Below are 26,874 nucleotides of genomic sequence, written 5' to 3' on the forward strand. Positions count from 1 at the left end.
GTCGACCGCGGCGTGGGGGTCTTCTGCTACAACGCCGGAAAAAGAGCATGCCAACGCGATCGCCGTCAGACACAGAGTCATGAGAGCTGCAAGTTTCAAGCCATTCCTCACTATTTTGCCGAACGTTGGAGTTCAGCCGCCCCGGAACGGGGTCGGCTGGGACGACTTGTTAGGCATTGGTTACGGAGAACTGGCTGATTTCACTTTGCAACTCTGCTGTAACGCCTACCCATTTTGTATTTTCTGTTATGACTAAGAAAATGCCGTACTCATCTTTAGCTGCCGAGTGAATTTGCTTGTACCAATCAAAGTATGACCACTCTCTAGGTTTGGGTGAATAGAGAAGCTTTTCCTCGGGGTTCCAATGTACTTCCATAGCAGATCGGTAGATGAAGTTGAAATCCGTTGAGACTGGTTTCACATAGAGCCTCTCGGCTTTATCAATGCCAATCTCTGCAATGTCTTCTCTATTCATAAATGCCTAACTAGCAATTAGACAGTTCTGTGTAAAGAATCCGCACCCATAGGGTGCGGCTTTAAATAATCCCCCCATAGGGGGGACAAGGCCCTGCCCCCAAAGGGGGCGGGCCCGCAAGCTGTGCCACCATCATGAAAATTAATCGATCAATTGTAGCTGCTCTATTTCTTGCTCCTTCTTTTCCTGGTAGCGGACATACTTGCGTATCATGTCCGCATCCAGCCCAACCGTATCGACGCAATAACCTTTGGCCCAGAAATGATTCCCCCAATAGGGTTTCCTCTTCAAATGCCGAAACTGCTGAAACATTCTCATTGAGCTTTGGCCCTTCAATCGCCCCAATAGCTCAGATATTGATATCTTCGGCGGAACCATTACCACCAAGTGCACGTGATCAGCCTGCACATTCATTTCAACAACTTCGCACCCGGCAAAACCACATATCGCTTGAATACCCGATTCCAGGGACGCCTTTATCTCCCCCTTCAGAATGCGGAAACGATATTTTGGCACCCACACAACATGGTACTGACAGTGCCATATCGTGTGTGATAACTTACGGAATCTGCTCACTGCTCCCTCCTTGCGCTTTCGTTGTGGCAACAACTCCGCGCAAAGATAGCAGTGAGCGGCCTTTACGGCCATTCCCATTCGGGACCGGCATAGCCAGTCCCTATTACCCCACCCGTAGGGTGGGGGTTTCCACTTTCATCTAAAATTATTAGTGCGGCGTGGCTGGTCCATGTAACCCGGATACGGCAGCCGCGCGTATTAAGTTCAACTTTCTAATGGGGCTCATCTTATCACCTTTTTGGGTTTTAACGGTTGCGGAATTAGACTGCGAAATCCGGTCGGCCTAATCTGAAGGGGAGGCGGGGAGGCCAGAAGATCCGCGGGGCTCTGGACCGCCGCGGGGCCCCGGTTCAAAACGTGCGTGTAGATCATGGTGGTGCGCACGTCGCTGTGGCCCAGCAGCTCCTGGACGGTGCGGATGTCGTAGCCCGCCTCGAGCAGGTGGGTGGCGAAGGAATGGCGGAAGGTATGGCAGCTGGCCGGCTTGGCAATGCCGGCCTTCAAAATGGCCGATTTTACCGCCCTCTGCAGCACCGATTCGTGCAGGTGATGCCGCCGGCGTTGGCCCGACCGCCGCTCGGTGTAGCCGCGGGTGGCCGGAAATACCCACTGCCAGCTCCACTCGCGCCCGGCATTGGGGTATTTGCGTTCGAGCGCCGCCGGAAGCTCCACCCAGCCGGCGCCCGCCTCCAGGTCCCTCCGATGCAGCACCTGTACCCGCTCCACATGCTGCGCCAGTTCCGCCTCGATCGTGGCCGGAAGCAGCGTAACCCGATCCTTGTCCCCCTTGCCCGCCCGCACCGTAATCTGGTGGAGTTGGAAATCCACATCCTTGATCCGCAGCCGGGCGCATTCCAGAAGCCGCAGACCCGAGCCGTAAAGGAGCGTCACCATGAGCCGCACCGTCCCCCGCAGTTGCTCCAGGACCCGACCGACTTCATCCCGGGTCAGGACGACCGGAAGTCGCCGGGGAACCTTCGCCCTCACCACGTCCTGCACCCGGCAGAGGGGTATCCGCAGGACATCGCGGTAGAGGAACAAAAGCGCGCATAAGGCCTGGTTCTGCGTGGACGCGCTCACCCTCCCCTTCACCGCGAGGGCGCTCAGAAACGCCGCGATCTCCGTCTCCCCCATCTCTTTCGGATGGCGCTTGCCGTGAAAGAGAATGAATCTCCGGATCCAGGCCACGTACGACTCCTCCGTCCTCGGGCTGAAATGCCGGGTGCGGATCGCCTCCCGCACCTGGTCGAGAAGGCGGGGCTTATCTGCCGCGGGCGCAGAGGAGGGCGGGAGACCGCCGCCGTTCGGGGATGTTGGCATTTTGTCCTCCCTTTGGGTGAATGACCAGGGCCGCCAATACCGCTGCCCGGGATTCCTTGCCTATCTAATGGGGGAGCGGGGATTTGAGCAAAGATTTGGATCTGGGAAGGGGGAATCACCGGCCAGGGGATGAGATTGGGGAACGGGCTCGGGGAGAGTCCGGCAAAACAATCCTTAACCGCCTCAGGTCCGGCGGGGCTCCTGGCGCCGAAGAGGTTGTTTACGCAGGAATCTCGATATAGGTAGAACAGCTGGTTCCAGGAGGTACTTCTTGTCCCGCATCGCGAAGACCTTCGATGTGAAATTCGACGGCGCTGCGCATCTGTTCTTCGACCTCCCGGCGCGTTCGCCCCGCGGCAATGCACCCCGGAAGGTCCGGCGAGTAAGCACTGAATCCCGCTTCGCCAGCCTCGATAACGACTAGATAGCGCATCGTCCTGCTCCTTGTTCTTGAGACCAGCCTGCGGGGTTCAGCGATCCGCTTTTTTTATGCATCCGCTGGAGCGGGTTGTGAGGGGAGCGGCCCGGCCGCTGAGCCATTTTTTGAAGGAGGATTGGGTTTCCCCGGAGCACCTGCCTTCCAGCAGCCCCCCCACGCTGATATCTTCGTCCAGATTTTCCCAGTGAATCCCCTGCCCCTTGCCGATCAGCCTCCAGTTCAGCCTCTCCTCATGGGTCGAATGCAGGAGGCGGGGGAACCACGCCAAGGGGACGGAAATGGTGCGGCCGTCGCGGAGGTCCACACGGAGGGTATCGTCGGTCACCTTGACGTTTTCGGCTATCGGTGGCTCGATTTCATGCGCCAAAGTATTCATTCCATGCCTCCTTCAGGCGCCTTTGGTTTCTTTCGGTGATTCTCAGGATTTGATTGATTTCAATCCTGCCGAATCCTTCGCTACTTTCCAATTCTATGGGATCCAACCAGATCTTGGCAATCTTGTTGTCTCGCTCGATGTGAATATGCGCCGGTTCGCCACCATCGCCAGAATAGAAAAAGAATCGATAGGATCCATGCCTGAGTATTGTTGGCATCTGCCTCCAATTCTCCAGGGTGTTTCACCCGTCTGGCGCAGCGGCGGGTCAGCGGCGAATCGGGAGGCAGGAGTGCCTGCCCGGGGCGCATGTTCCCTGCCTATCTAATGGGGGCGTCCGAATTTGAGCGAAAATTTGGGCCTGGAAAAGCAAGACACCGGCTCCGGGCGAAGTCCAAGAATCGAATTTTCATTGAATCGGCCGCGGGGCTTTGACTACAGTGGGGCGGTCATGGCCCGGAGGCTCGGACCTGGCCGCGGGGACGGAGCCGGGGATGGGCCCGGAAGGTCCCCAAACTGTCGAGCGGGCAAATTACCGCGAGGAGATTCCGATGAAACGTACCGCTTTATGTCTTATTTCCCTTCTTCTGTTGATGGCCGGATGCTCCACCGCTCCGGTGGCGACGAGCCCCGAGGGCGCCGCGGAACCGGCGCCCCCGTCGATCAAGGGGGTGTGGACGATCGAATCGATGGATGTCGGGATGGGCGAAAACAAGAGCACCCGGGTGCCCCCCGCCTTCATGATGTTCATCGGGGACACGCACTACAGCGCCATCCGCGATTTCACCCCGGAGGCGCAGCCGGGAGCCCCCGCCCCCGCGCGCTCGTTCATGGCCGACGCCGGGACTTATGAGTTCGACGGGACCGACCTGGTGGTGCACCACAAGGTGGCGGCGTTCCCGGCCCTGGGGTCGATGACGTTCGGCTGCCGGATGGAAGGGCCCGACACGATGATCCTGACGCCGCAGTACGACAAGATGGTGATGCCGGGGATGAACATCCGGCCGACGGCGGACGGGAAGATGGGTTACGGGGACGCGGCCGTCCTCTACCGCTTCAAGCGCCTGGAATAGGTCTCACTCCCGGGGGGCGGGGGGAGGGAGCAGGTAGCGAGTCAGGTCGTCGCGAAGGATGCGCTCCAGCTCCCCCCGGGTTTGGGGCGTGGTCTCGACGAAGAGGAAGCCGAAGAGGGGGTAACGCCCGAAATCGGTCCTTCGCAGTTCGAGGGGGCGGCTGAAGCGTCCGAGGAGCGCGTCGTAATCGAAGCCGGCGATCTCCCTCCCCGGGACGCCGGTGGAGTTGTCGAGCACCACCAGGCTGCAGGCGGCGTCCCCCGCCCGTTCGGTCAGCGCGCCCCAGTCGGGCCGGACGCCGTCCATGTAGCATTCGTAGAGGTTCAGCCCCCAGGCGTGGCGGCCGAGGTCGGGGGTGGTGCACCAGCCGCCGAAGCGCACCGGGTTGACCTCCACCGGGACCAGGGCGCCGTCGGCGCGGCGCCGGATTTCGACGTGGGCCGGAAAATTTCGCACCTCCGTCAGCCGGCCGATCCGCCCGAGCAGCGCCGTGAAGGGCTCGAGGTTGCGCCTCACGATTTCGGCCGAGGTCGTGTAGATGCGGTCGCTCACGTCCCGCTCGGAGGCGAAGAGGTGCTCGAGGATGCCGAGCACCACCGGTTCCCCCGCCGCGTCGTACCAGGCGTCGATGGCGTATTCGGGGCCCGGAATATGTTCCTCGACGAGGAAGGTGCGCGCGTCGAGGACCTCGCGGGGGTAGAGGTTTTCCGCCGCCTGCAGGTCGGAGCGGAGGCGGCGCTGCATCCGCGCGAAATCGTCCGCGTCCGCCACCGGGTAGACGCCGAGGCTGAAGAACCCGGTCGCGGGCTTGACCACGCACGGCAGGGGCAGCTCTCCGGGGCGCAGGGCCAGGAGCGTCGGGACGTCCACCTCCCGGAAGAAGAAATCGGGGTAGAGGGGGCGGATGCGGCGGCGGAACTCCGCCTTGTTCTTGAAGAGGGCGATTTTTTCGGGGAGGGGCGTTTCCGCGAGGTGCCGGGCGATCCAGCCGATCGAGTTTTCCGAGGGGGTGTAGAGGCGGCCGTCGTCGTTCCGAAGCCGGCGCGCGGCCTCCCCGGGCGGTACGAAGGCAAGGGTGCGGCCTCCGGCCGCGGCGCGGGCGTACTCCGTGTCGATGACGGGAAAGCGCCGCCGCTCGAGGGTGTCGAGGAGGAAGTCGGAAACGTAGGGGCCGTCGAGTAGAAACATGCCGCTCCTTCGAAGAGACAAAGGATAAATGTACCCCAACCGCAAGGGGGGCGACAGGCGAAGTTGCCTGCCGTTGGCGAGGATTCCCGGATGCAGGCTTACGGCCCCCTACTGGCGCGGATCTACGACCGGAGATGGAGCGGCTTCGCCGCGCGGGCGGCGCCGGCGATCCTGGCCTGCTACGAATCGGCCCGCCCCGGCCGCGCGCCCGGGACCCTGCTCGACGTCTGCTGCGGCACGGGGCGGCTGGCGCTTTTCTTTCTCGAACGCGGCTGGCGCGTGGTGGGCCTCGACGCGTCCGAATGGATGCTCGAGCACGCCCGGCGCCACGCCGCCGCCCCCGTCGCCGCCGGGCGCGCCCGCTTCGTCCGCGGGGACGCCGCGGCTTTTTGCCTGGGGGAGCGGTTCGATCTCGCCGTCTCGACTTTCGACTCGCTCAACCATCTCGCGGGGGAGAACGAACTGGCCGGCTGCTTCCGGAGCGTGCACCGGGCGCTCGACGACGGGGGGCTCTTCGTCTTCGACCTCAACACCCGCCTGGGCCTCCGGCGCTGGGACGGGGTGACGCTGGCCGATTCGGACGAGGAGTGGACGGTGACCCACCGCGGCTTCTACGACGAGGCCGCCGGGTGCGGCGGGTCGCGCATCACGGGCCTCGTCTCCAGGCTCGACGGGAGCCGGGAGAGGTTCGAGGAGACGGTGGTCAACACCGTATTCGAGCTCGGCCGCGTCGAGCGCCTCCTGGGGGAGACGGGGTGGAGCGGGGTGCGCTTCGCCCGGCCGGGCGATCTCGCCGCGGCGCTTCCCGAGCCGGAGAGCGAGGGGCGGGTGTTCGTGGTGGCGGCGAAGGCGGGTGTATGACTCCCCGGAGAGGGGGTGCGAAAGTACGATGAAAGAGAGATTGCAGGCACACGCCGGATGGGTCCTGGCGCTGGCGGCCCTGGCGGCCGCGCTGGGGGCGTTTCTGCTGCCGCCGATCCCGCAGGACCCCCGCTACCATGCCTTTGCCGACGGGCGTGCTCTGGCGGGGGTGCCGAACGCGCTCGACGTGCTCTCGAACCTCCCCCTGGTCGTGCTTGGGGCGGTGGGGCTCGTGCGCTGCCGGCGCGGGGGAGATCCGGGCCGGCTCGAGGCGCTCTTTTTCGCGACCGTGCTCCTGACCGGGATCGGTTCGTCGCTCTACCACCTGCATCCAAACGACGACACCATCGTTCTGGACCGGCTGCCGCTTTCGGTCATGTCGATGGCCCTCTTCGCGGCCATGCTGGCCGACCGGGTCAGTCTCCGGGCGGGCCGATGGCTCGCCTGGGGGGCCGTGATCGCCGGGCCCGCGAGCGTATGGTACTGGCGCTCGGGCGAACTTCGGGGCTCGGGGGACCTCCGCCCCTACGGCTACCTGCAGTTTCTGCCCGTCCTGCTGATCGCGCTCCTGCTCTTCCTGCGTCCCGAAGGGGGAATTCCCGCAGGAAGGTTCGCGCAGGCTTTCGGCTGGTACGCGGCCGCGCGGGGGGCGGAGCTGCTCGACGCCCCGATCCTGGCCTGGACCGGGATCGTCAGCGGCCACACCCTCAAGCACCTCCTGGCCGCCGTGGCGGTAGGGTGCCTGCTCGCCCTCTGCCCCTCGCGCGGGGCGGCCGTCAGGCGAGAAGCTTCGCCTTGAGCATGGCGACCGTTTCCGCGAGGCCTTCCAGCTCCGCCTCGTCCGGGACGAAGGGGACGTACTTCCCTTCCCCGGCCGGCTCGAACCCCGCCTCCTTGAGGGAGGCCTCCACTTCCTTGAAGCCGATGGGGGACCAGCCGTAGGAACCGAAGGTCCAGGAGAGGCGCTTCTTCGGCTTGAGCCCCTTGAGGTACATGAGGAGCGCGGCCATGGTCGGGAGCATCCGGCTGTTGAGGATGGGGGTCCCGAAAAGGACCATCCGGCTGCGGAGGATCTCCGTCACCACGTCGGAGATGTGCGTGGCCTGGAGGTTCATGAGCACCGCCGGGACGTTCTCCCTGGCGAGGCCCTCGTAGAGCCGGCGCGCCATCGCCTCGGTCGAGTGCCACATCGTGTCGTAGACGATGACGACCCGTGGGTCGGTGTCGTGCCTGGCCCACCGGGCGTAGAGGCCCGTGATCCGGGCGATATCCTCCGGGCGGCGCCAGATGAGGCCGTGGGAGGGGGCGATCATGTCGACGTCGAGCCCACCGACCGCCTCGAGCGCCTTCACCACCTGGCTGCCGTAGGGGAGCACGATGTTGCCGTAGTACTTGGCCGCCTGCGCGTCGACGATGCCGGCGGGGACCTCGTCGGCGAAGCGCTCGTGCGAGGCGAAGTGCTGGCCGAAGGCGTCGTTGGGGAAGAGGGTCCGGTCGTGCTCCGAATACGTGACCATCGATTCGGGCCAGTGGACCATGGGGATCGGCAGGAACCGGAGCCGGCGCGCGCCGATATCGAGCGTGTCGCCGCTCCCCACCACCCGGAAACGCCAGTCGCGCTTGTGGTGGCGCCGGAGTTCCTCGGCCCCCTTGGAGGAGCAGACCACCTCCGCTTCGGGGCAACACTCGAGCAGCCGCCCGATCGCGCCGGAGTGGTCCATCTCGGTGTGGTTCGAAATGATGTAGCGGATCTCGCGGGGGTCGATCACCTCCCGGATGCGGCCGAGCATCTCCCCGAAGCCGTCGCGCTTGACGGTGTCGACGAGGGTGGGGAGCTCGTCCCTGAGCAGGTAGGCGTTGTACGTCGTCCCCGCCGGCGTGGAATAGCCGTGAAACACCCTCAGGTTCCAGTCGATGGCCCCCGCCCAGAAAACGCCCTCTCTGATCTCCAGCATGCTCGCGCCTCCTTCTTTACTCGACGGCCGTAAACTGGTCCTGCGCCGCCCCGCAGTCGGGGCAGACCCAGTCTTCGGGCAGGGACTCGAACGGCGTTCCCGGCTCGATCCCGTTTTCGGGGTCCCCCGCGGCGGGGTCGTAGATGTAGCCGCATGCCTCACAACGATGCTTTTTCATGGTGGACTCCTTCCGTCTACTGCTTCATCAGGGCCCGCGTCCCGTGCCGCATCCCCTCGAGCGTCAGCTCGTGCATGGGGAAGAGGCCTCCGATCATCCGGGTGGTGGGGACGCTGGGCCACCACTCGCGCGGTTCCGGGTTCAGCCAGAGGACCTTCCGGAATCTTTTCCGGATGTCACCCAGCCATTCTATCCCGGGGCGGTCGTTGCGGTACCAGAAATCGATCGCCCCGTTGGGGTGCAGGAGCTCGGACGGGGCCATGTAGGCGTCCCCGACCAGGATGACGCGGGTGTCGCGCGGGGTCTGCTCCAGCACCTTGCGCGTGGCCACCGGCGTCATCCGGGCGATGTCGGTATAGAGCTCCTGGTACACGCAGTTGTGGAAATAGTAAAATTTCAGGTTCTTGACGAGGTCCCGGGCGGCCGAAAAGAGCCGGCTGACCAGCTCCGCGTGGGCCGTCATGGTCCCGCCCGCGTCCATCAGGAGCATGAGCTTGATCCGCTTGCGCCGCGCCCGCTCCCAGACGAATTCGAGCTCGCCGGCGTTGCGGCAGGTGGCCCGCACCGTGCCTTCCACGTCCAGGCTCTCCTTCGGCCCCTCCCGGACGACCTGGCGCATGTAGCCGAGCACCGTCTTGATGGCCCGGGTGTCGAGCGCCACGTCGTCCCGGTAGTTCCGGAAGCTGCGCTTTTCCGCGATCTGGACCGCCCGCCGGTGGCGGCTGACCCCCTGGCCGATCCGGACCCCGGCGGGGTTGTACCCCCAGGCTCCGAACGGGGAACGCCCCTTGACGCCGATGGCCTGGTTCCCCCCCACGTGCTCCTCGTCGTCCTGGTTGCGCAGCCGGTCGAGGAAGCGCCCGCGCACCTCCTCGAGATCCAGCTCCTCCACCAGCCGCTTTTCCTCCTCCGTCAGCTCGAGCGGCGGCAGCCGGGCCAGCCGCTCTTCGATCCTCGCGATCAGCTCATCGCTCGAGTCGATGTGGCCGAAGCATTCGAGGAAGGCCTGGTCGAAGCGGTCGAAATGCCCCTCGGTCTTGACCAGGATCGCGCGCGCGAGGTGGTAGAAGCGGGTGAGCGAGCTGTCGGCCAGGTTCTCCCCGAGCGCCTGCTGCAGGAGCATCCACTCGTTGAAGGTCGCCGGGATTCCGTGCCGCCTCAGGGCGCGGAAGAGGTTGATGAACATTCCGTGTCCCCCGTCACCGCGTCACGCTCGCGAGGTCTTCCTCGGTCTTCAGGAGCACGCCCAGGAACGGGAGGCGGCGGACCAGCTCCCGCTCGCCGATCCCGCCGGCGACGATGGCCTGGATCCAGTCGAGGAGCTCGCTGGTCGAGGGACGTTTCTTGAGGTCGCGCCGCTCCCGCACCTGGTAGAAGCGGGCCACGACCTGGGCCACGAGCTTCCGCTCGAGGTCGGGGTAGTGGACCCTGGCGATCCGCTCCATCATCTCGGGATCGGGAAACTCGATGTAGTGAAAGAGGCAGCGGCGCAGGAAGGCGTCGGGGAGCTCCTTCTCGCTGTTGCTCGTGATCATCACGATGGGTCGGTGCCGGGCGCTGAAGTGGTCCCCGGTCTCGACGACGTCGAACTGCATCTGGTCGAGCTCGTACAGCAGGTCGTTCGGGAACTCCAGGTCGGCCTTGTCGATCTCGTCGATCAGCAGCACCACCTGCTCCTCGGACCGCAGGGCCTCCCCCAGCCTGCCGAAGCGGATGTACTGGCGGATGTCCGAAACGTCCTTGTCGTGGAAGCGCGAATCGTTCAGCCGCTGCACGGTGTCGTAGACGTAGAGCCCCTCGGTCGCCTTGGTGGTCGATTTGATGTTCCAGCGGATCAGGCCGAGGCCGAGGTCCTCGGCGATCACCTGGGCCAGTTCGGTCTTGCCGGTTCCCGGTTCCCCCTTGAGCAGCAGGGGGCGCCCGAGAACGATGGCGGCGTTGACGATCTCCTTGAGGGAGTCGCTGAGGATGTAACTGCCGGTTCCTTTGAATCGGTTCATGAAGCCCTTTTCCTTGTGATCGATGGTAAAAAGCGGGTGGCCAGAGGACCCGCGGGGACAGTGTACCACGGGCGGTCAGCGCCGCCGGGCCAGGATCCGCTCGGCCAGCAGCCGGTGGGGATTGTCGAGCAGCCGCCCCTCCACGGTCGTCAGCGCCTTCCCCCGGTTCTCCGCCGCGTCGAGTTCGGCCAGGGTGCGTTCGGCCCAGGCGATCTCCTCCGGGGTCACGTCGAAAATGCGGTTGATGATCGACGCCTGTTCGGGGTGGAGCGCGCTCTTGCCGTCGAAACCGAGGCGGCGCGCGTGGGCCGCCTCCCGCCTGAGGATGTCCTGGTTACGGACGTCGAAGCAGGGGGCGTCGATGGCGTCGATCCCCGCGGCGCGGGCCGCCAGCACCATCATCTCGAGCGCCAGCCGCAGTTCCCGGCGGTCGTCCCCCGGCTGGCAGCGCACGTCGGCGACATAGTCGGCCGAACCGAAGACCAGGGACTCCAGGCGCGGCGCGGCCGCGATTTCGGGGGCGCCGAGCACCCCCCGAGCCGACTCGATCATGGCGTGGATCCGGACGCTCCCCGCCTCGAGACCCGCCTGCGCCTCCAGCGCGGCGATCGCGGCGGCCGCGCTCTCGACCTGCCGCGCGCTTTCCACCTTCGGCAGGCAGATGCCGTGGGGGCGGGCGGGGACGACGGCCTCGAGGTCCCGGCGCCCGGTCGCGGTTTCGGGCGGGTTGACCCGCACCACGACCTCGTGCGGGCCGAAATCGATGTCGCCCAGGGCGCGCACGACGTTGCCCCTGGCTTCCTCCTTCATGGCGGCGGCGACCCCGTCCTCGAGGTTGAGCAGAAGCAGGTCGGCGGCGGAGGACGCCGATTTCTGGAGCATCTTCCGGCTGTCGCCGGGGACATACAGCAGGCTGCGGCGCATCTTCGTTTTCATTCCCGGACTCCTTCCCACGCATATTATCAGGGGCCGGCGGCAAAAGTACAACAGGGAGGAGACGCGTCAGGCGGAACCGCCGGGAGCCGCCGCAAAGAGGAGGTAGACGTGGTAGCAGGAAAGGAGGATGTAGGCCCAGAGGCAGAGACGCGCGGCATAACGGCCCAGAACCCATTCCTTGTGGACGAGGATCAGGGCCATCGGGATGACGGTCATGGCCAGCTTCAGGGCGAAGAAGGCCGGCATCCCCGCCTCGCTGATCACGGCCTTCATCAGGGGGTTCCATTCCTCGGCCGAACCGCGCAGGAGGTGCATCCGGGTGAGGAGGGCGTCGGCGAGCGACAGGGCGCAGACGGACAGGGCGATGCCCCAGGTCCGGGAGCCGTAGATGTCGACGTAGCCCCCCCGGTCGGTGGCGCGCCGCCCCCGGCTCCTCCTGCGGCGCGGCCTCGTACGCAGCAACACCCCGAGCGAGGGGGCGTCGCGCCGGTCGACGCCCGACCGCCTTTCCGGCTTCCTCGTCCCCGTGACGGGATCGATGAATTCCCCGCGTTCCATCCCCCCCACCCCCCCGGGCGGCCCCACGCCGCCCAACGGCTCTCCTATCGGCAGAATGCGCGCCCGGGTTCACTCCCTTCCGGCGAGCGCCGCCCCGATCTCCCCGAGCACCTCCGCGTCCTCCTCACCGTCCCGGGCCGTCTCCAGCAGCCGCGCCCCGGCCGAGGGGAAGCGGCCGAGGGCCCAGGCTGCGTGGGCCCTCACCAGCGCGCTCCGGTCGCGCAGGGCCGCCCCGAGGGGAGCAACGGCTCCGGGGTCGCCCGAATTGCCGAGGGCGACGACGGCGTTGCGCACCAGTCGGTCGCGCCCGATCCTCCGGATCGGGCTCGATCCGAAGCGGGCGGCGAACCCTTCGGCCGTCAGGGCGGCCAGCGCGGCCAGGTCCGCCCCGTTCTCCCGGGGCCCGCCCGCCGGCACGCCCGGTGGGCTCCAGGGGCAGGCTTCCTGGCAGGCGTCGCAGCCGAAGACCCGGTCGCCCAGAAGCGGCCTCAATGCGCGCGGGATGACGCCGCGCAGTTCGATGGTGAGATAGGAAATGCAGCGCCGGGCGTCGAGCACGCGGGGCGCGACGATGGCCCCGGTCGGGCAGGCGCCCATGCAGCGCGCGCAGTCGCCGCAACCGTCTTCGGCCGGGGGGTCCGCCTCGAGGTCGAGATCGACGAGGAGGACGCCGAGGTGGCACCAGGATCCCCGCTCCCGGGTGACGAGGAGGGAGTGCTTCCCGATCCAGCCCAGGCCCGACTGCGCGCCCCAGGGCTTTTCCAGGACCGGCCCGGCGTCCACGTACCCCTTTCCCCGGGCGGAAGGAACTTCCTTCTGGATGAAATCGAGGAGGCGGGCGAGGCGATCCCCGGCCACCGCGTGGTAATCGTCCCCGAGGGCGTAGCGGGCGATGCGGCCCCGGAGCGGCCCCCGGTCCGGCGGGGGGGGTGCGGGACACTCCATCGCGGCGACGATCACGCTCCGCGCGCCGGGAAGGACGAGGCGCGGGTCGAGCCGCTCGGCCCGGCTGCGCTCGAGGTAGCGCATCTCTCCGTGGAATCCGCGCCCGAGCCATTCGCGCAGACCCTCCCCGTGGGGGGCCTCCGCCGCGCGCGCGATCCCGGCCCGGAAAAATCCGAGAGCCCGGGCCTCCGCCCGGATCCGGGCCGTCAAGCCGAAAGCGTTGGATAGAGACATACGGGCCCCGTCGATCGGCCGGCTACTCCCCTTCCAGGTCGACCTCGATCGTGATCGCCCCCTCCGGGTCGGCCATTTTCAGGTGGCGCAGCATCCCCCGCACGGTGTCGAGGATGATCACGCGCGAAAACCCCTGGCTCCTCTGTTTCAGCGGGACATCCGTCCGGTTGACCTCGATGCGGACCGACGCCCCCTCGATTTCGTATGCGAAGGTCCGCACCGGGAGCGGGGTCCTGAGGGAGGAGATGATGCCGTGACAGACATTGGCCACGAACTTGCCGATGAAGGGAGTCAGGGGCGCCTCGATTCCGTTGCTCGTCATCCGAATTTTCATAGGGGGAGAGTGTACCACAGGAGACGGGTCCGGTCCGGCCGCTTCCTGTGCTATAGTCGGGGTTTTGGACGCCGCCGCGCGCCGGGGAACGGATGAACGCTCTGACCGCCTGTCTGATCACGCTCGACGAGGAAGAAGACCTGCCGCGCGCGCTCGGCTCGCTCCGGGGGATCGCCGACGAGATCCTCGTCGTCGACGCCGGGAGCACCGACCGGACCCGGGAGGTCGCGCTCGGGTTCGGGGCCCGCTTCCTCGAGCGGGCGTGGACCGACTTCGCGGACCAGAAGAATTACGCGGCGCATCGGGCGACCCACGACTGGATCCTGTCGCTCGACGCCGACGAGGAGCTGAGCCCGGAGCTGCAGGCGTCGCTTCTGGCGTGGAAGCGGGCGGAGCCGGAGGCCGACGTCTACGAACTGACGCGCCGCTCCTCGTACCTGGGGGGGTGGATCTCCCATTCGGGATGGTACCCCGACCGGCAGCGGCGGCTCTACCGCCGCTCCGCCGCGCGCTTCTGCGGCCTGGTGCACGAGTCCCTCCGTTTCGCGGGGCGCCCGGGGCGGCTGGCGGGCGACCTGTACCATTACACCATCCGGACCAGGGCCGAGCACGAGGAGAAGGTGGAGCGCTACAGCACCCTGGCGGCGCGGCAGATGCTCGCTGAAGGGAAACGGCGCTGGCGCACGGGGTATTACCTCGCGGCGCCGTGGAGCGCCTTGCGGAGCTACGTCCTCCGGGGCGGCTTCCTCGACGGGTACCGCGGCGCCCTGATCGCCCGGATGGCGTGCCGGACGGTGCGCCTGAAGTACCGCAAGCTCGGTCAATTACTCGGCACGCCGAACGATACGGAGGACGGGAAATGAAGATACTCTATGCGGATCTGGAAAGGGAATGGCGCGGGGGGCAGGCCCAGGCCTTCCTGACCGTCACGGGGCTTTGCGAACGGGGGCACGAGGTGGAGCTTCTGGCCGCCTCCGGCTCCCCGCTCGAGGAGCGCTGCCGCGAGGCGGGGGTCACCGTTCACGCGGTTTCGCGTTTCGGGCTGCGGCCCCGGGCCGCCCTCAGGATGAAAGGACTCGTCGCATCGCGGCGGCCCGACATCGTCCATATCAACGAAGCGCACGCGCTCTCCGCAGCCTGGATGGCGGGGGCCCACCGGCGGATTCCGCTCGTCATCTCCCGCCGGATCGGGTTCCCGCTCAAACACAACCCGGTGTCGCGCGCCCGGTTCGCCGCCCTCTCCCGGTGGATCGCCACCAGCGACGAGATCGCGGGCACCCTCCGGGATTCGGGGGTCCGGGCGGATAAGATATCGATCGTCGCCGAGGGGGTGGTCCTCCCGCCCGCCACGCCGCCCGAGGCGCGGGCCCGCGCGCGCGCCCGGTTCGGGATCCGGGAAGGGGAGTTCCTGTTCGGGAACGTGGCCGTCTTCGTCCCCGAGAAAGGGCAGCACCACGTGATCGGGGCGCTCCCGGCCCTGCGGGCGGCCCACCCGGAAGCCCGGCTGCTCCTGGCAGGAGACGGGGAGCGCCGCGCGGAGCTGGAAGCCCTCACCCGGCGGCTGGGCCTCGAGGACGCCGTGATCTTCGCGGGGTTCGTACGGGACGTGGGCGAGGTCTACGCCGCCCTGGACGTTTTCGTCTTCCCCTCCGAGTACGAGGGGCTGGGGACCTCCCTGCTGGTGGCGCTGGCCTCGGGGCTTCCCGTCGTCTCCACCCGGCAGGGGTCGCTCGGGGAGGTCGTCGAGCATGAACGCACGGGACTCGCGGCCCGGCCCGACGCCGGGGAGTTCGCCGCGGCCATGCGGCGCCTGATCGAGGACCCCGCGCTCAGGGAGAGGCTCGGGGCGGAGGCCCGGCGGGAGGCCGAACGGCGCTTCAGCGTGGCCCGGATGGTGGAGGGGACCATCGCGCTCTACCGGGACGTCCTGGAAAAACGCGCGCGATAGCGGGGCTCAGCGGAAGAGGTTGTGCTTGAGGATGAAGTAGACGGCGGCCACGCCGTCCTTCCACCCGATCTTCTTCCCTTCCGCGTAATCCCGCCCGTGGTAGGAGATCGGCACCTCGTACACGCGGCACCCCGCGCGGCTGATCTTGGCGGTGAATTCCGGCTCGAACCCGAAGCGGTCCTCGCACAGCGTGATCCTCCCGAGGATCTCCGCCCGGAAGACCTTGTAGCAGGTCTCCATGTCGGTCAGGTTCATGTCGGTGAAGATGTTCGAAAGCAGCGTCAGCGCGCGGTTGCCGACCGAATGCCAGAAGAGCAGGACCCGGTGCGGCCCGCTGAGGAAGCGGGAGCCGTAGACCACGTCCGCCTGGTCGTCGAGGATCGGCTGAACGAGGTTCCCGTATTCGGCCGGGTCGTACTCCAGGTCCGCGTCCTGGATGACGACGATGTCGCCCGTCACCCGGGCGAAACCCGCCCGCAGCGCCGCCCCCTTCCCCCGGTTACCGGGCTGAAGGATGACGAGCAGATCCTCGGAAGCGGGCAGCCCCCGGAGGATCTCGCGGGTCCCGTCGGTGGAGCCGTCGTCCACCAGGATGATCTCCTTTTCGAAGCCGGTCCGGCGGACCCGCTCGAGCAGCTCGAGAACCGTGTTTTTCTCGTTATAGACCGGAATAACGATCGACAGTTTCATGGGCGCGGGCTCCCGGGGATTCAGCCGACCAGCGGAAGGCCGGCCGAGGCGTTGAGTTCGAGATCGAGGGACGGGGAGCCGGAAAACCGGGGAGTCGCCGCCGCCGCGATCATGGCGGCGTTGTCGGTGGTGTAGGCCGGGCTGGGGATGTAGACGCCGGGGGGCCGCCCGCCGGCTTCGAACGTCTCCCGGAACGACGCCCGCAGGAGGCTGTTGCACGCCACCCCCCCCACCAGGAGGAGCGAACGGGGACGGAGCCGGGCCTCCGCCTTCTTCGCCTGCCCGATCAGGGTGTCGACGATGGCCCGCTGGTAGCTCGCGACCAGGTCGAGCACCACCCGGGGGGGCCGGGCGCCCGGCCGGACCGGCCGGATGCCCGCCTCGGTGATATGGCGCAGGGCGGCGGTCTTGAACCCGCTGAAACTGAAATCGAGCCGTCCGTCGCTGATCTTGGGGATGGAAAAGGGGAAGCGCCGGGGGTCCCCATCCCTGGCCAGGCGGTCGATGACGGGCCCGCCCGGGTATCCCAGGCCGAGGAACTTGGCGATCTTGTCGAGCGCCTCCCCGGCGGCGTCGTCGCGCGTGCGCCCGATCACCTCGTACCGCCCCGGTTGCGCGGCGTGGATGAGCGAGGTGTGCCCGCCCGACACCGTGAGCGCCAGCAGGGGGTATTCGATCCCCGGATTCTCGATGAAGGCCGAGAAAATGTGCCCCTCGATATGATGGACGGGGACGAGGGGCTTGCCGGTCGCCCAGGCCATCGCCTTGGCGTAGGACACCCCCACCAGGAGCGAGCCGATCAGCCCGGGCCCCCGGGTGACGGCGATCCCGTCGATCTCCTCCTGCCGGCATCCCGCTTCCCTGAAGGCCTGCCGCACCACGTAGCCGATGTTGCGCAGGTGCTCCCGGCTGGCCAGCTCGGGGACCACCCCCCCGAAAGCGCGGTGCGTCTCGATCTGCGAGGCGATGACGCTCGAGAGCACCTCGCGCCCGTCGCGCACCAGGGCCGCGGCGGTCTCATCGCAGGAGGATTCGATTCCCAGTACCAGCATAAGCCTCTCTCTCCGGCGCCCCGGCCGGACCACGGGCATTATATCATCGCCGCAAAGTCCCCGGGACACAAGGGAATCGGGATCGGCGCGCGCGATATTCTTGCAATCCCCGCCGCGTGCGATAGACTGCTTCTTTCCATGGGGGGGCCACGATCACCATGATCAAGACGATTGAATGGACGGACGCCGGGGTCGTCATGCTGGACCAGCTGCTTCTTCCCGCAGAGGAGGTCTACCGCACCTATACCGATTACGAAGGGGTCGCCGAGGCGATCCGTTCCATGGTGATCCGCGGCGCGCCCGCGATCGGGGTCGCCGCCGCCATGGGGGTGGCCCTCGGCGTGAAGAACCTGCCCGAACTCCCCCCGGAGGAGCGGGACCGGCGTTTTGGCGCCGTCTGCGACGCGATCTCCGCGACCCGGCCGACGGCCGTCAACCTCTTCTGGGCCGTCGACCGGATGAAGCGGGTGTACGCCCGCGTCCGGGACGAAGGCCCCGGGGAGATCCGCCGGGCCCTCGTCGGGGAAGCCCTCCGGATGCACGCCGCGGACATCGAGTCGAACCGGGCCCTGGGCCGGATGGGGCAGGAACTGATCCCCGACGGCGCCCGCGTCCTGACCCACTGCAACGCCGGGGCGCTGGCCACGGCGGGCTACGGCACCGCGCTGGGGGTGATCCGCGCGGCCGTCGAGGCGGGCAAGCGGGTCGAGGTCTTCGCCGACGAGACGCGCCCCTTCCTCCAGGGCGCCCGGCTGACGGCGTGGGAACTGATGAAGGACGGAATCGGCGTCACCGTCATCACCGACAACATGGCGGGCCACTTCATGAAAAAGGGGGGGATCGACTGCGTCGTCGTCGGCGCCGACCGGATCGCGGCCAACGGCGACGTCGCCAACAAGATCGGCACCTACACCGTCGCCGTGCTGGCGCGGGAAAACAACATTCCTTTCTACGTCGCGGCCCCCGTGTCGACCGTGGACCTGGAAATGCCCGACGGGAGCGGGATCCGGATCGAGGAGAGGGACGGGGACGAGGTGCGCACCATCCGGGGGGTCCGGATCACGCCCGAAAACGTCCCGGTGGCCCATCCCGCCTTCGACGTCACCCCCTCCCGATACGTCGGCGCGATCATGACCGACCGCGGCGTCGCCCGCGCGCCCTACGCCGGGTCGCTCCGCCGCCTGTGCGCGCAGGCCGCCGGCCGGGCCTGATTATTCGTTGACAAACCGGGCGGGTTGGGGTAACAATTCGCCCTTGGAATTTACGTTCTCTGAAATGTGACAGGGGTGCCCCGCACGGGGGTAAAAGGGAAGTGGGTGAAAGTCCCACGCGGTCCCGCCACTGTAATCGGAAAGCCGGCATCTGCGGCCAAGCAGATCCATAGCGCCCGCCACTCGTTGACATCGAACGGGGAAGGCGAGATGCCCGGCGTCGACCCGAAAGCCAGGAAACCTGCCTCGTCACCTGTTTCAGTACGCTCTTCGCGAGAAAGAGACCTGAAATGTCCCGGAAGTCCGATTCTCACCGTCCCCCGCCATCGCCGCCGCGCCCGCGCCTCGTCGCGGCCCTTCCAGCCCTGCTCGCCGTCATCCTGGCCGCGGGCTGCGCCCTCCGCCCGGCCGGCGGGCCGGGGGAACAGGGCACGGGGAAGGCGGAGGAAGCGGGCGCGGAACGGGTGGAAGTCACCGACGGGATCGGGAGGCGCGTGCTCCTCCCCCGGCGCCCCCGGCGCATCGTCTCGCTCGCTCCCAACGTCACCGAGACCCTCTTCATGCTCGGGGCCCAGGACCGCCTGATCGGGGTGACCACCCTGTGCGCCTGGCCGGAGGCGGCGCGCGCGCTCCCCAAGATCGGCGACCTCCTCAATCCCAACTACGAGGTGATCCTGGCCGCCCGGCCGGACCTCGTCATCGGTTCGACGGCGGGGAACGACCGGGGGGCCGTAACGAAGCTCACCGGCCTGGGGCTCCCGGTCTATGTCGTCGCGCCCCGTTCGGCGGAGGAGATCTTCCGCTCCGTGGAGGAGATCGGCCGCATCACCGACCGCGCCGGGGAGGGGCGCCTCCTGGCGGCGCGGATGAGAGCGCGGCTCGACGCCGTCCGGCGCCGGATCGAGGGGCTCCCCCCGGTGCGCGCCTTTTTCATCACCTGGTTCGACCCGCTCCTGGCCCCGGGCAAGAACACCTTCGAAAACGACGTCCTGGCGCTGGCCGGCGTGGTTTCGATCTCCTCGGACATCCCGCAGTACTACCCGCGCTACAGCCTGGAACAGGTCCTGGTGAGCGACCCGGACGCCATCCTCACCATCGAGCACGAGGGGGACCCGCTGCCGCGCTTCGACCGCACCCCCGGCTGGAAGGAGTTGCGCGCCGTCCGGGAGGGCCGGGTCTACTTCCTGAGCGAGTACCTGCAGCACCCCTCGCCGCTGTTCGTGGACGGCGTGGAGGACCTGGCGCGGCAGCTCTACCCGGAGAGGTTCCGATGAACCGTCTTTCCGGCGCCAGGATCGCGATGGTCAGCCTCGCCCTCTTCGGGGTCTGGGTCCTGGCCGTGATCCTGTCGCTCAACATCGGCAGCGTCCCGATCCCGGTCCGGACCTCGCTCGGACTGCTGGCCGACCGGCTGGCGGGGGTTTCGAGCGGGGACCCCCTCGAGGCGGTCCTCTTCTCCGTCCGGCTCCCCCGGGTGCTTCTGGGGTCCCTGGTGGGCGCCGCCCTGGCGGCGGCGGGGACAGCGTTCCAGTCGCTGCTGCGCAACCCCCTGGCCGACCCCTATGTCCTGGGAGTGTCCACGGGCGCCTCCCTGGGCACCATCCTCTATTCCATCGTCGCCGCCTGGGCCGGGTTCGCGGCCATGGGCGGGGGCCTTGCCTTCGGCCGGCCGCTGGCCGCGTTCCTGGGGGCCGCTTTCACCGTCGGCGCGGTCTACCTGACCGCCAGCGGCGGGCGGAGGGCGGCCGACAACTCCCAGCGGCTGCTGCTGGCGGGCATCGTCCTGGCCTCCTTTCTCTCCTCCATCAACGTGTTCCTGCTGACGAGCATCAACCAGGCGGATCTGCGCGGGATCTTCTACTGGCTCATCGGCGATCTCAGCCGGCCGGTGGATGCCTCCATCTACCCCGTGACGGCGCTGGTGTTCGCGGGGGTCTGCCTCCTCTACCTCTTCTCCCACAGCCTGAACCTGATCGGCACGGGGGAGGAGGACGCCCTGATCCTGGGAGTCGCGGTCCGGAGGGTCAAGACCGCGGTCTACGTCATCGCGTCCCTGATCACCGGGGCCGTGGTCTCCATCAGCGGCCCGATCGCCTACATCGGCCTCATCTGCCCCCACATGGGGCGCATGCTCTTCGGCGGCGACAACCGCATCCTGATCCCCACCGTCTTCCTCTTCGGCGCCATCTTCACCCTGCTGGCCGACACCCTGGCCCGGACCCTCCTCTCCCCGGCCGAACTCCCGGTGGGCATCGTCACCGCGCTGTGCGGCGCCCCGCTCTTCATCTATCTCCTGCATCGCAAGGGGAGGGACAAATGAGCGGGGACTTCGTCCTGGAGGCGCGCGCACTCGGCTTCGATTACCACAAGCCGATCGTGCGCGACATCTCCTTCGGCCTGCGCCCCGGGACCTTCACGGGCATCGTCGGGCCCAACGGCTGCGGCAAGACCACCATCCTGAGGCTGCTCGACGGTATCGTCCGGCCGCTCGCCGGCGAGGTGTTCGTCGACGGCGGCCGCCCCCTGTCGGGGATGAGGCGGAAGGAGATCGCGCGCCACATCGCCATGGTCCCCCAGAACGGCGGGTTCGACCCGTACCAGACGGTCCTCGAGTTCGCCATGCAGGGGCGGGCGCCCCACCTGTCGCTGCTCGGGTTCGAGAATCCACGGGACGAGGCCCTCACCCTGGAGGCGCTGGAGATGACGCAGATGACACGCTACCTCCGCTCGCGCGTCACCGAAATCTCCGGGGGGGAGAAGCAGCGGCTGCTGCTGGCGCGCGCGCTGGCGCAGCGGACCCCGATCCTGCTCCTGGACGAAGTCACCGCGAACCTGGACATCAACTACCAGGTGGAGCTGATGCGGCTCGTGCAGAGCATCACCCGCCGGCAGAACCTCGCCACCCTGGTGGTGTCGCACGAAATCAACCTCCTGGGCGCCTTCTGCGACCGCATCATCCTGATGACGAAGGGACGGATCCGCTACCAGGGGAGCGTCGGGGAGGCGCTGACGCGGGAACATCTCCAACAAATATTCGGTCTGGACTTTTCGATCCGCCGCCTGACGGGCTCCAGGGTCGAGGTCCTCCCCGTCATTCACGAGGAAACATCCCATGTATCGGAATAAACGGATCATCTTCTCCATCCTGATCGCCCTGGCTCTCCCGGCCGCACTGGCGGCGGGAACGCTCACAGGCATCGTCACCGACCCCGACGGCAAAGCCGTGCCCGACGCCCGGGTCAGCCTGCTGCGCTCCCTCGTCGTCGTCGGGGAGCGGCAGACGGACGCCGAGGGCGCCTACCGGTTCGAGGATCTCGACGACGGCAGGTACCGGCTGACGGCCGAGGCCCCCGGGCTGGCGGCGGCACCCGTCGAGGCCGCCGTCGCCGGCGACGCAACCGAAACCCGCAATCTCCGGCTCAGGCTGAGCGCCATGACGACCCAGGTGGTGGTCTCCTCCAGCCTCGGGGGCGCGCTGCTGCCCCAGGTCGGCTCCTCGGTCAGCCTGGTGACCGGCGGTGATCTGGAGGACCGGGCGGCGCAGAACGCCTACGAAAGCCTGCGCGGCATCCCGGGGGTCGAGGTCAACCAGACCGGCCGCCGCGGCGGCGTGACCGGCGTGTTCATCCGCGGAGGGGAGTCCAAGTACAACTCCGTGATGGTGGACGGCGTCCCGATGAACGATTTCGGGGGGGGGATGGACATGGCCTCCCTCCCGGCCGACGGGATCGAGCGGGTGGAAATCACCCGCGGCCCCCAGAGCGCGCTTTACGGCGCCAATGCCGTCACGGGCGTCATCAACATCGTCAGCCGCCGCGGAGAGGGAGCGCCCGAATTCACCGCCCTGGCCGAGGGGGGGAGCTACTCCACGCGCCGCTTCGCCACCGGCGGGAGCGGACTCAGCCGCGGGTTCAGCTGGGCCTACAACCTCTCCCGGCTCGATTCCGACGGGGTGGTCGCCAACGACCGTTATCGCAACCAGAGCGCCTTCCTCAACCTGGGCTACCGGCAGGGCGGCCGGCGGCAGCTCGAATTCAGCTTCTTCGGCAACGCCAACGACGCCGGCGCCCCGGGCGCTTACGGCAGCGACCCCGGGGGGACCAACCCCGATCACGTGGTCGACACCGTCTCGCGCGGCAAGCAGAACCTGTTCGGCTACCGGCTGGGCTACACCGAACAGCTCTCCTCCCGGGTGAGGCAGGTCACCGGCGTGAGCCTCACCACCAACGACCTGTACTACATCTCCACCTGGGGTGATTACGGCGCGGAGAACCTGCGCGGCCTGTTCAACACCCGCACTGAAATCGCGCTCACGGATAAGGCTTCCCTGGCGGCGGGTTTCGAGTTCAACCGGGAACAGACGAAACACTCCTACATCACCGACGACCAGTTCGCCCCCTTTCTCCTGCCCCGCACCAGCCTGGCCTACTTCGCCGAGGGGCGCTGGAGCCCCACCGCCCGGCTGCACCTGATCGGGGGGCTGCGCATCGATCACCTCCGGACCAGCCGGATCCCATCGGACGGCTGGACCCGTCCCGTCATCCCCGCTTCCACCGTGGTCCAGGCCAACCCGCGCATTTCGGCCGCCTACATCGCGCGCGAGGAGGGGGGGGACGGCGCCTTCGGCTCCACGCGGGTTCACGGGAGCTTCGGCACCGGAATCCGGCCGCCGGACGGGTTCGAACTCGCCTTCACCGACAACCCGGAGCTCAAGCCCGAGCGCAACATCAGTTTCGACGCCGGGGTGGAACAGACGCTTTTCGATTCCAGGGCGATCGTGGACGTCACCTACTTCCTGAACCGGTTCCGGGACCAGATCGTCACCCTGGGCGGGTCGCTCGCCAACCTGAGCGAGTACACCTCGGACAACCTGAAGAATTCCAGGGCGCAGGGACTCGAGTTCACCCTGCGGCTGCGCCCGGTCCAGTCGCTCGAGCTCACCGGGGCCTACACCTTCCTCGACACGGATGTCCTGGCGCTGGACGGGAGCTCCGAGGCCAACGCCCCCTATACCGTGGGGCAGCCGCTCCTGCGCCGCCCCCGCCACTCCGGCAGCTACGGCGTCACCTGGAATCACCGGCGGCTGACCCTGAACACCACGGCCTACATCCGGGGCGAAACGCTCGACGTGGAGCCCGCCTTCGGGCAGCCGTTTTTCGCCAACCCCGGGTACGTGCGGGCCGACGCGGGCTTCGCCTACCGCCTCTTCGGGGGGGTGGAGATCTACGGCAGGCTCAACAACCTGCTGAACCGGAAGTACGAGGAGAACCTCGGCTACCCCGCCCTGCGGCTCCATTTCATGGCGGGCATGAAGTTCCGCATTCCGTCGGAGTAGCCCGGAGGGTGGGGCGCGGGGGGACCACCCGGTTCCCCCACGCGCTTCCTACCGGAGCGCGATCAGCTCCAGTTTCAGCATCCGGTCGAGAGCTTCCAGGATCTCGATCTCCCGCAGGGGCGAAAGCATCACGATCGATTTGACGTCCCACGTCCCGTTGATGCGGGAGGCGATGAACCCCTCCTCGTGGGAGAGATGGTACCCGGGCAGGGCGTCTTCCGACACCAGGAAGCAGGGGACCTTGGCGGGGGGCATGACGGTCCGGTAATATTCCTGGCACAGGGCGGATTCCGCCCGGTCGATCTGCTCCGAGGCCCAGGCGTTCTGAGGGTCGAGCCGGAGCACCTCCTGGAACGCCGCGATCGCCTCGCGGAAGTTCCGGCTCTGCATCAGCTCCAGCCCCTCGTTGAAGAGTTTCGCGGGGCTCTCCGCCTCCATGGGGGCCGGGATCGACTCCAGCACCTCCACGATCCCCTTCTCGTACAGCTGCAGCAGCTCGAAATTGACCAGGAAATCGGAACCGTGCAGTTCCAGGATGATCTCCGAGATCGGTTTCTTCAGGGTCAGGAGGTATGCCAGCTTCTTCTGCAGCGGGCTGAGGCTCTGCACCTTGAGGTCCACGCCGGCGCGCAGCGTCAGGACGATGTGGTTGCCGGGAAACACCGACCGGATGCGGGCCCACTCGTCCTTGCGCCGGACCCCCTCGAACATGAGGGTCTGGATATCCACCTTGATCTGGATCAGCCGGTCGAGGTTGTATCCCCCTGAGGTGAAATGGAAGTAGCCGTCGTCCCAGAGAAAGAGGTCGTAAATCACCTCGGCCGTCCGCGCCTTCAGGGCGGCCTCGACGTCCGGTTGCGCGACGAGGTTCTCCTGGACCAGGATCTTGCCCAGCATGACGCGCGAGCGCAGGTGCAGCTCGAACGCGCGCTTGAGTTCCGGCTCGGTCACCTTCCCCTGGAAGAGCAGAAACTGCCCCAGCTGCTTGGTGGGATCGTTGGAACTGGAGGAAATGATGTCCCCGTCCCGGAAATATATGTAGACCTTGGTCTTGTCCCTCACCAGGGAGAGGGTACCGGTCTTTCGGCCGACCGCCACCCACTGCAGCACCTCGGGCAGGTCCATGGTTTTCAGTCTTCCGGACAGCGACATCGCTCTTCCTCCCCTGTCCTTATCGGCCGAGCCCGCGGCATCTATTCAACAATCGGCCCGATTCCTGCTAAGATAGGGCGGCACACGGGTGCACCCGTCGGGGGGACCGTTCGTTCAAAGGAGTCCGCGCTTGCTTCTGACCTACGCCAACCAGTTGACCATTCTGAGGATGCTGTTCGTCCCCGTTTTCGTCATCCTGCTGATCTACGATCACCCGAAGGCGGCCACGGTGGTTTTCCTCCTGGCCGCCGTCACCGACGGGCTGGACGGGCTGCTGGCCCGGAAGCTGCAGCAGAAAACCGTCCTGGGCTCTTTCCTGGATCCCATGGCGGACAAGATCCTGCTGACGGCCGCCTTCATCACGCTGACGATCCCCTCGGTGCCGCTCGCGCTCCATATCCCGACCTGGCTGACGATCCTGACCATCGGCCGCGACGTGCTTATCGCCGTGTCGGTGCTGGTCATCCACATGCAGACGAGCCATTCCCAGTTTCCGCCCAGCTTCCTCGGCAAATGCACCACCGCGGTCCAGCTCCTGGTCGTGGCCGTATGCATGCTGGCCAATTTCGACCTGCGCCCCGCCGCCGCGGTCTTCCCGGTGGTGGTGTACGCCACGCTGGCCCTCACGGTGGCTTCGGGCCTGCATTACGCCTCCAAATCGATCAAGATCATCGCTTCCTACCAGGAAAACGACCATGAAGGCCCGAGGGGTCAGGATTCTTGATGTGGCCCGCGGCTCGGCCGCGGCAAGCGCGGGACTCAGGCCGGGGGACCGGATCCTGGCCGTCGACGGACACGAAACGCCGGACGAACTGGCCCTCAGGTTCCATCTCGCCGGGGAGGCGGCCGAACTGTGCGTCCTGACCCCCGGCGGGGACCGCCGGCTCCTCTCGATCGACCTCGAGACCAACCCCTTTCCGGGCCTCACCCTCGAGGAATTCGAGACCCGTACATGCCAGAACGCCTGCCTGTTCTGCTTCGTCGACCAGCTCCCCCCCGGCGCCCGGCCGGCGCTCCGGGTCAAGGACGACGACTACCGGCTCTCCTTCCTGCACGGCAACTACGTCACCCTGACCAACACGACGCGGCGGGACCTCGACCGTATCGTCGAGGAGCGGCTGTCCCCCCTGTACGTTTCCGTGCACGCCTCCGATCCGCTCCTGCGCGCCCGGATCCTTGGGAGGAGACGGCCCGACGACCTTTTCGGGAAGATGCGGAGACTCCTCCGGGGCGGCATCCGGATCCACGCCCAGATCGTGCTGATGCCCGGGATCAACGACGGCGCCCGGCTGGAGCAGACCGTGTCCGCCCTCTACGCCCTCCACCCGGGGGTGCGCTCCGTGGCCATCGTCCCCGTGGGGCTCTCCGACCACGGCGCCCCACGCGCCCGGCTGAGGGGGGTGACGCCCGGATACGCCCGCGCCCTGATCGCGGAGGTCTCCGGCTGGCAGGCGCGGTTTTACGCCCGGACCGGGAGCGCCTTCGCCTTCCTCGCCGACGAATTCTACCTCCAGGGGGAGGCGCCGGTGCCGGAATCGGGGCATTACGGCGACTTCGCCCAGATCGAGGACGGGATCGGGATGGTCCGCACCTTCCTCGACGATTTCGAGGCCGCCCTGGCGCGCCGGCGCCCGCCGGCGCCCCCGCTTCGCGGCACCCTGGTGACGGGCAGCCTCTTCTTCCCCGTCCTCGAGAGATGCATCGGGCGCTGGAACCGCCGCCGCGGGATGAAGCTCCGGGTCCTCGGCGCCGAAAACCGCTACATGGGAAGCCGGATCACCGTCGCCGGGCTGCTCGCCGGCCGCGACATCCTGGAGGCCCTGGCCGGCCGGGACCCGGGCGATTGGGTCATCGTCCCCGGGGAGGCGCTCTCCGTCCCGGACGGAAAGCTGCTCGACGACCTCACGCTGCGGGACCTGTCCGCGCGCCTCGGCAGACCCGTTTATTCCGGCGGCCGCAGCGTCCGCGATTTCTTCCGTCTGCTCGGGAGACTGCGCCGGCGGAAGGCGGGTTTGGGCTTGTAATCAAGCGCTCTCTCTTG

Annotated in this window: 30 protein-coding genes and 1 riboswitch; of the genes, 12 read left to right on the forward strand and 18 right to left on the reverse strand. The window is 67.3% G+C overall.

Annotated features, from left to right (window positions below; translation table 11 throughout):
- Nucleotides 1-169 precede the first annotated feature (169 nt).
- The 6 genes from GXY47_02910 to GXY47_02935 all read right to left on the reverse strand — a co-directional run bounded on the left by GXY47_02910 (nucleotide 170) and on the right by GXY47_02935 (nucleotide 3,403).
- Entirely contained in the window at nucleotides 170-475 is a 306-nt protein-coding gene (locus GXY47_02910; protein ID NLV30080.1) for a hypothetical protein, read from the reverse strand.
- 141 nt (nucleotides 476-616) lie between these two features.
- Nucleotides 617-1,051, reverse strand: a complete 435-nt coding sequence (gene tnpA / locus GXY47_02915) for an IS200/IS605 family transposase (GenBank protein ID NLV30081.1) — start codon at nucleotides 1,049-1,051, stop codon at nucleotides 617-619.
- A 222-nt stretch (nucleotides 1,052-1,273) separates the two neighbouring features.
- Nucleotides 1,274-2,371, reverse strand: coding sequence for an integron integrase (locus tag GXY47_02920; protein ID NLV30082.1), 1,098 nt, complete (start codon nucleotides 2,369-2,371; stop codon nucleotides 1,274-1,276).
- A gap of 220 nt (nucleotides 2,372-2,591) precedes the next feature.
- Complete coding sequence (locus tag GXY47_02925; GenBank protein ID NLV30083.1) at nucleotides 2,592-2,804, reverse strand: type II toxin-antitoxin system HicB family antitoxin; 213 nt, start codon at nucleotides 2,802-2,804, stop codon at nucleotides 2,592-2,594.
- Nucleotides 2,805-2,841: 37 nt separating this feature from the next.
- Nucleotides 2,842-3,186 carry a DUF2442 domain-containing protein gene (locus GXY47_02930; GenBank protein ID NLV30084.1) on the reverse strand — a complete coding sequence of 115 codons (345 nt, stop codon included), beginning with the start codon at nucleotides 3,184-3,186 and terminating at the stop codon, nucleotides 2,842-2,844.
- Complete coding sequence (locus GXY47_02935; protein NLV30085.1) at nucleotides 3,167-3,403, reverse strand: DUF4160 domain-containing protein; 237 nt, start codon at nucleotides 3,401-3,403, stop codon at nucleotides 3,167-3,169. Before GXY47_02935 ends, GXY47_02930 begins: the two co-directional genes overlap by 20 nt.
- A 331-nt stretch (nucleotides 3,404-3,734) precedes the next feature.
- Here GXY47_02935 and GXY47_02940 point away from each other — a divergent pair, with 331 nt between their 5' ends.
- Entirely contained in the window at nucleotides 3,735-4,256 is a 522-nt protein-coding gene (locus tag GXY47_02940) for a hypothetical protein (GenBank protein ID NLV30086.1), read from the forward strand.
- A gap of 3 nt (nucleotides 4,257-4,259) precedes the next feature.
- Here GXY47_02940 and GXY47_02945 read toward each other — a convergent pair whose 3' ends face one another.
- On the reverse strand, nucleotides 4,260-5,444 hold the full coding sequence (locus tag GXY47_02945) for an ATP-grasp domain-containing protein (GenBank protein ID NLV30087.1): 1,185 nt from the start codon (nucleotides 5,442-5,444) through the stop codon (nucleotides 4,260-4,262).
- Nucleotides 5,445-5,534: 90 nt separating this feature from the next.
- On the opposite strand from GXY47_02945, the gene GXY47_02950 reads away from it, so the two are divergent.
- Nucleotides 5,535-6,305, forward strand: a complete 771-nt coding sequence (locus GXY47_02950; protein ID NLV30088.1) for a class I SAM-dependent methyltransferase — start codon at nucleotides 5,535-5,537, stop codon at nucleotides 6,303-6,305.
- A gap of 28 nt (nucleotides 6,306-6,333) precedes the next feature.
- A complete protein-coding gene (locus GXY47_02955) occupies nucleotides 6,334-7,104 on the forward strand; it encodes a ceramidase (protein ID NLV30089.1) in 771 nt (256 codons plus the stop codon).
- Here GXY47_02955 and GXY47_02960 read toward each other — a convergent pair.
- From GXY47_02960 to GXY47_02995, 8 genes are all read right to left on the reverse strand, one after another.
- On the reverse strand, nucleotides 7,082-8,260 hold the full coding sequence (locus GXY47_02960; protein ID NLV30090.1) for an FprA family A-type flavoprotein: 1,179 nt from the start codon (nucleotides 8,258-8,260) through the stop codon (nucleotides 7,082-7,084). The two genes, GXY47_02955 and GXY47_02960, sit on opposite strands and share 23 nt — an antisense overlap.
- 16 nt (nucleotides 8,261-8,276) lie before the next feature.
- The gene (locus GXY47_02965; protein NLV30091.1) at nucleotides 8,277-8,438 is read right to left on the reverse strand and encodes a rubredoxin; all 162 of its coding nucleotides are present in this window, start codon (nucleotides 8,436-8,438) and stop codon (nucleotides 8,277-8,279) included.
- 16 nt (nucleotides 8,439-8,454) lie between these two features.
- Nucleotides 8,455-9,624: a VWA domain-containing protein gene (locus GXY47_02970; protein NLV30092.1), complete on the reverse strand. Its 1,170-nt coding sequence runs from the start codon at nucleotides 9,622-9,624 to the stop codon at nucleotides 8,455-8,457.
- Nucleotides 9,625-9,637: 13 nt separating this feature from the next.
- Nucleotides 9,638-10,438, reverse strand: coding sequence for a MoxR family ATPase (locus GXY47_02975; protein ID NLV30093.1), 801 nt, complete (start codon nucleotides 10,436-10,438; stop codon nucleotides 9,638-9,640).
- Between the two features lie 75 nt (nucleotides 10,439-10,513).
- Nucleotides 10,514-11,374: a CoA ester lyase gene (locus GXY47_02980; GenBank protein ID NLV30094.1), complete on the reverse strand. Its 861-nt coding sequence runs from the start codon at nucleotides 11,372-11,374 to the stop codon at nucleotides 10,514-10,516.
- A 66-nt stretch (nucleotides 11,375-11,440) separates the two neighbouring features.
- On the reverse strand, nucleotides 11,441-11,968 hold the full coding sequence (locus GXY47_02985) for a hypothetical protein (GenBank protein ID NLV30095.1): 528 nt from the start codon (nucleotides 11,966-11,968) through the stop codon (nucleotides 11,441-11,443).
- Nucleotides 11,969-12,001: 33 nt separating this feature from the next.
- Nucleotides 12,002-13,111 (reverse strand): tRNA epoxyqueuosine(34) reductase QueG, encoded by a 1,110-nt coding sequence (queG, locus tag GXY47_02990; protein NLV30096.1) that lies wholly within the window; start codon nucleotides 13,109-13,111, stop codon nucleotides 12,002-12,004.
- 22 nt (nucleotides 13,112-13,133) lie between these two features.
- Entirely contained in the window at nucleotides 13,134-13,433 is a 300-nt protein-coding gene (locus tag GXY47_02995; protein ID NLV30097.1) for a hypothetical protein, read from the reverse strand.
- A 104-nt stretch (nucleotides 13,434-13,537) separates the two neighbouring features.
- Here GXY47_02995 and GXY47_03000 point away from each other — a divergent pair, with 104 nt between their 5' ends.
- The gene (locus tag GXY47_03000; GenBank protein NLV30098.1) at nucleotides 13,538-14,308 is read left to right on the forward strand and encodes a glycosyltransferase family 2 protein; all 771 of its coding nucleotides are present in this window, start codon (nucleotides 13,538-13,540) and stop codon (nucleotides 14,306-14,308) included.
- The gene (locus tag GXY47_03005; protein ID NLV30099.1) at nucleotides 14,305-15,393 is read left to right on the forward strand and encodes a glycosyltransferase family 4 protein; all 1,089 of its coding nucleotides are present in this window, start codon (nucleotides 14,305-14,307) and stop codon (nucleotides 15,391-15,393) included. Before GXY47_03000 ends, GXY47_03005 begins: the two co-directional genes overlap by 4 nt.
- A gap of 6 nt (nucleotides 15,394-15,399) precedes the next feature.
- Here the strand turns inward: GXY47_03005 and GXY47_03010 are convergent, their stop codons facing one another.
- Together GXY47_03010 and tsaD are read right to left on the reverse strand one after the other, a co-directional pair.
- Nucleotides 15,400-16,083, reverse strand: coding sequence for a glycosyltransferase family 2 protein (locus GXY47_03010; GenBank protein NLV30100.1), 684 nt, complete (start codon nucleotides 16,081-16,083; stop codon nucleotides 15,400-15,402).
- A 20-nt stretch (nucleotides 16,084-16,103) separates the two neighbouring features.
- Entirely contained in the window at nucleotides 16,104-17,135 is a 1,032-nt protein-coding gene (tsaD, locus tag GXY47_03015) for a tRNA (adenosine(37)-N6)-threonylcarbamoyltransferase complex transferase subunit TsaD (GenBank protein NLV30101.1), read from the reverse strand.
- A 158-nt stretch (nucleotides 17,136-17,293) separates the two neighbouring features.
- Between tsaD and mtnA the strand changes: the two genes are divergently transcribed.
- From mtnA to GXY47_03040, 5 genes are all read left to right on the forward strand, one after another.
- Nucleotides 17,294-18,346, forward strand: a complete 1,053-nt coding sequence (gene mtnA / locus GXY47_03020; protein ID NLV30102.1) for an S-methyl-5-thioribose-1-phosphate isomerase — start codon at nucleotides 17,294-17,296, stop codon at nucleotides 18,344-18,346.
- Nucleotides 18,347-18,402: 56 nt separating this feature from the next.
- A riboswitch (cobalamin riboswitch) is annotated at nucleotides 18,403-18,610 on the forward strand.
- A gap of 26 nt (nucleotides 18,611-18,636) precedes the next feature.
- A complete protein-coding gene (locus GXY47_03025) occupies nucleotides 18,637-19,620 on the forward strand; it encodes a cobalamin-binding protein (protein NLV30103.1) in 984 nt (327 codons plus the stop codon).
- Nucleotides 19,617-20,666: an iron ABC transporter permease gene (locus GXY47_03030; GenBank protein NLV30104.1), complete on the forward strand. Its 1,050-nt coding sequence runs from the start codon at nucleotides 19,617-19,619 to the stop codon at nucleotides 20,664-20,666. The genes GXY47_03025 and GXY47_03030 overlap by 4 nt, the downstream gene beginning before the upstream one ends.
- Nucleotides 20,663-21,472 (forward strand): ABC transporter ATP-binding protein, encoded by an 810-nt coding sequence (locus GXY47_03035; protein ID NLV30105.1) that lies wholly within the window; start codon nucleotides 20,663-20,665, stop codon nucleotides 21,470-21,472. The genes GXY47_03030 and GXY47_03035 overlap by 4 nt, the downstream gene beginning before the upstream one ends.
- Nucleotides 21,459-23,681, forward strand: coding sequence for a TonB-dependent receptor (locus tag GXY47_03040; protein ID NLV30106.1), 2,223 nt, complete (start codon nucleotides 21,459-21,461; stop codon nucleotides 23,679-23,681). The genes GXY47_03035 and GXY47_03040 overlap by 14 nt, the downstream gene beginning before the upstream one ends.
- 48 nt (nucleotides 23,682-23,729) lie before the next feature.
- Here the strand turns inward: GXY47_03040 and GXY47_03045 are convergent, their stop codons facing one another.
- Entirely contained in the window at nucleotides 23,730-24,833 is a 1,104-nt protein-coding gene (locus GXY47_03045) for a DUF4388 domain-containing protein (GenBank protein NLV30107.1), read from the reverse strand.
- 130 nt (nucleotides 24,834-24,963) lie between these two features.
- Here GXY47_03045 and GXY47_03050 point away from each other — a divergent pair, with 130 nt between their 5' ends.
- Together GXY47_03050 and GXY47_03055 are read left to right on the forward strand one after the other, a co-directional pair.
- Nucleotides 24,964-25,557, forward strand: a complete 594-nt coding sequence (locus tag GXY47_03050) for a CDP-alcohol phosphatidyltransferase family protein (protein NLV30108.1) — start codon at nucleotides 24,964-24,966, stop codon at nucleotides 25,555-25,557.
- Nucleotides 25,529-26,857, forward strand: a complete 1,329-nt coding sequence (locus GXY47_03055) for a DUF512 domain-containing protein (GenBank protein NLV30109.1) — start codon at nucleotides 25,529-25,531, stop codon at nucleotides 26,855-26,857. The genes GXY47_03050 and GXY47_03055 overlap by 29 nt, the downstream gene beginning before the upstream one ends.
- The last annotated feature ends 17 nt before the right edge of the window (nucleotides 26,858-26,874 follow it).

It is taken from the genome of Acidobacteriota bacterium, assembly GCA_012729555.1.
Taxonomy (GTDB): Bacteria; Acidobacteriota; UBA6911; order UBA6911; family UBA6911; genus UBA6911.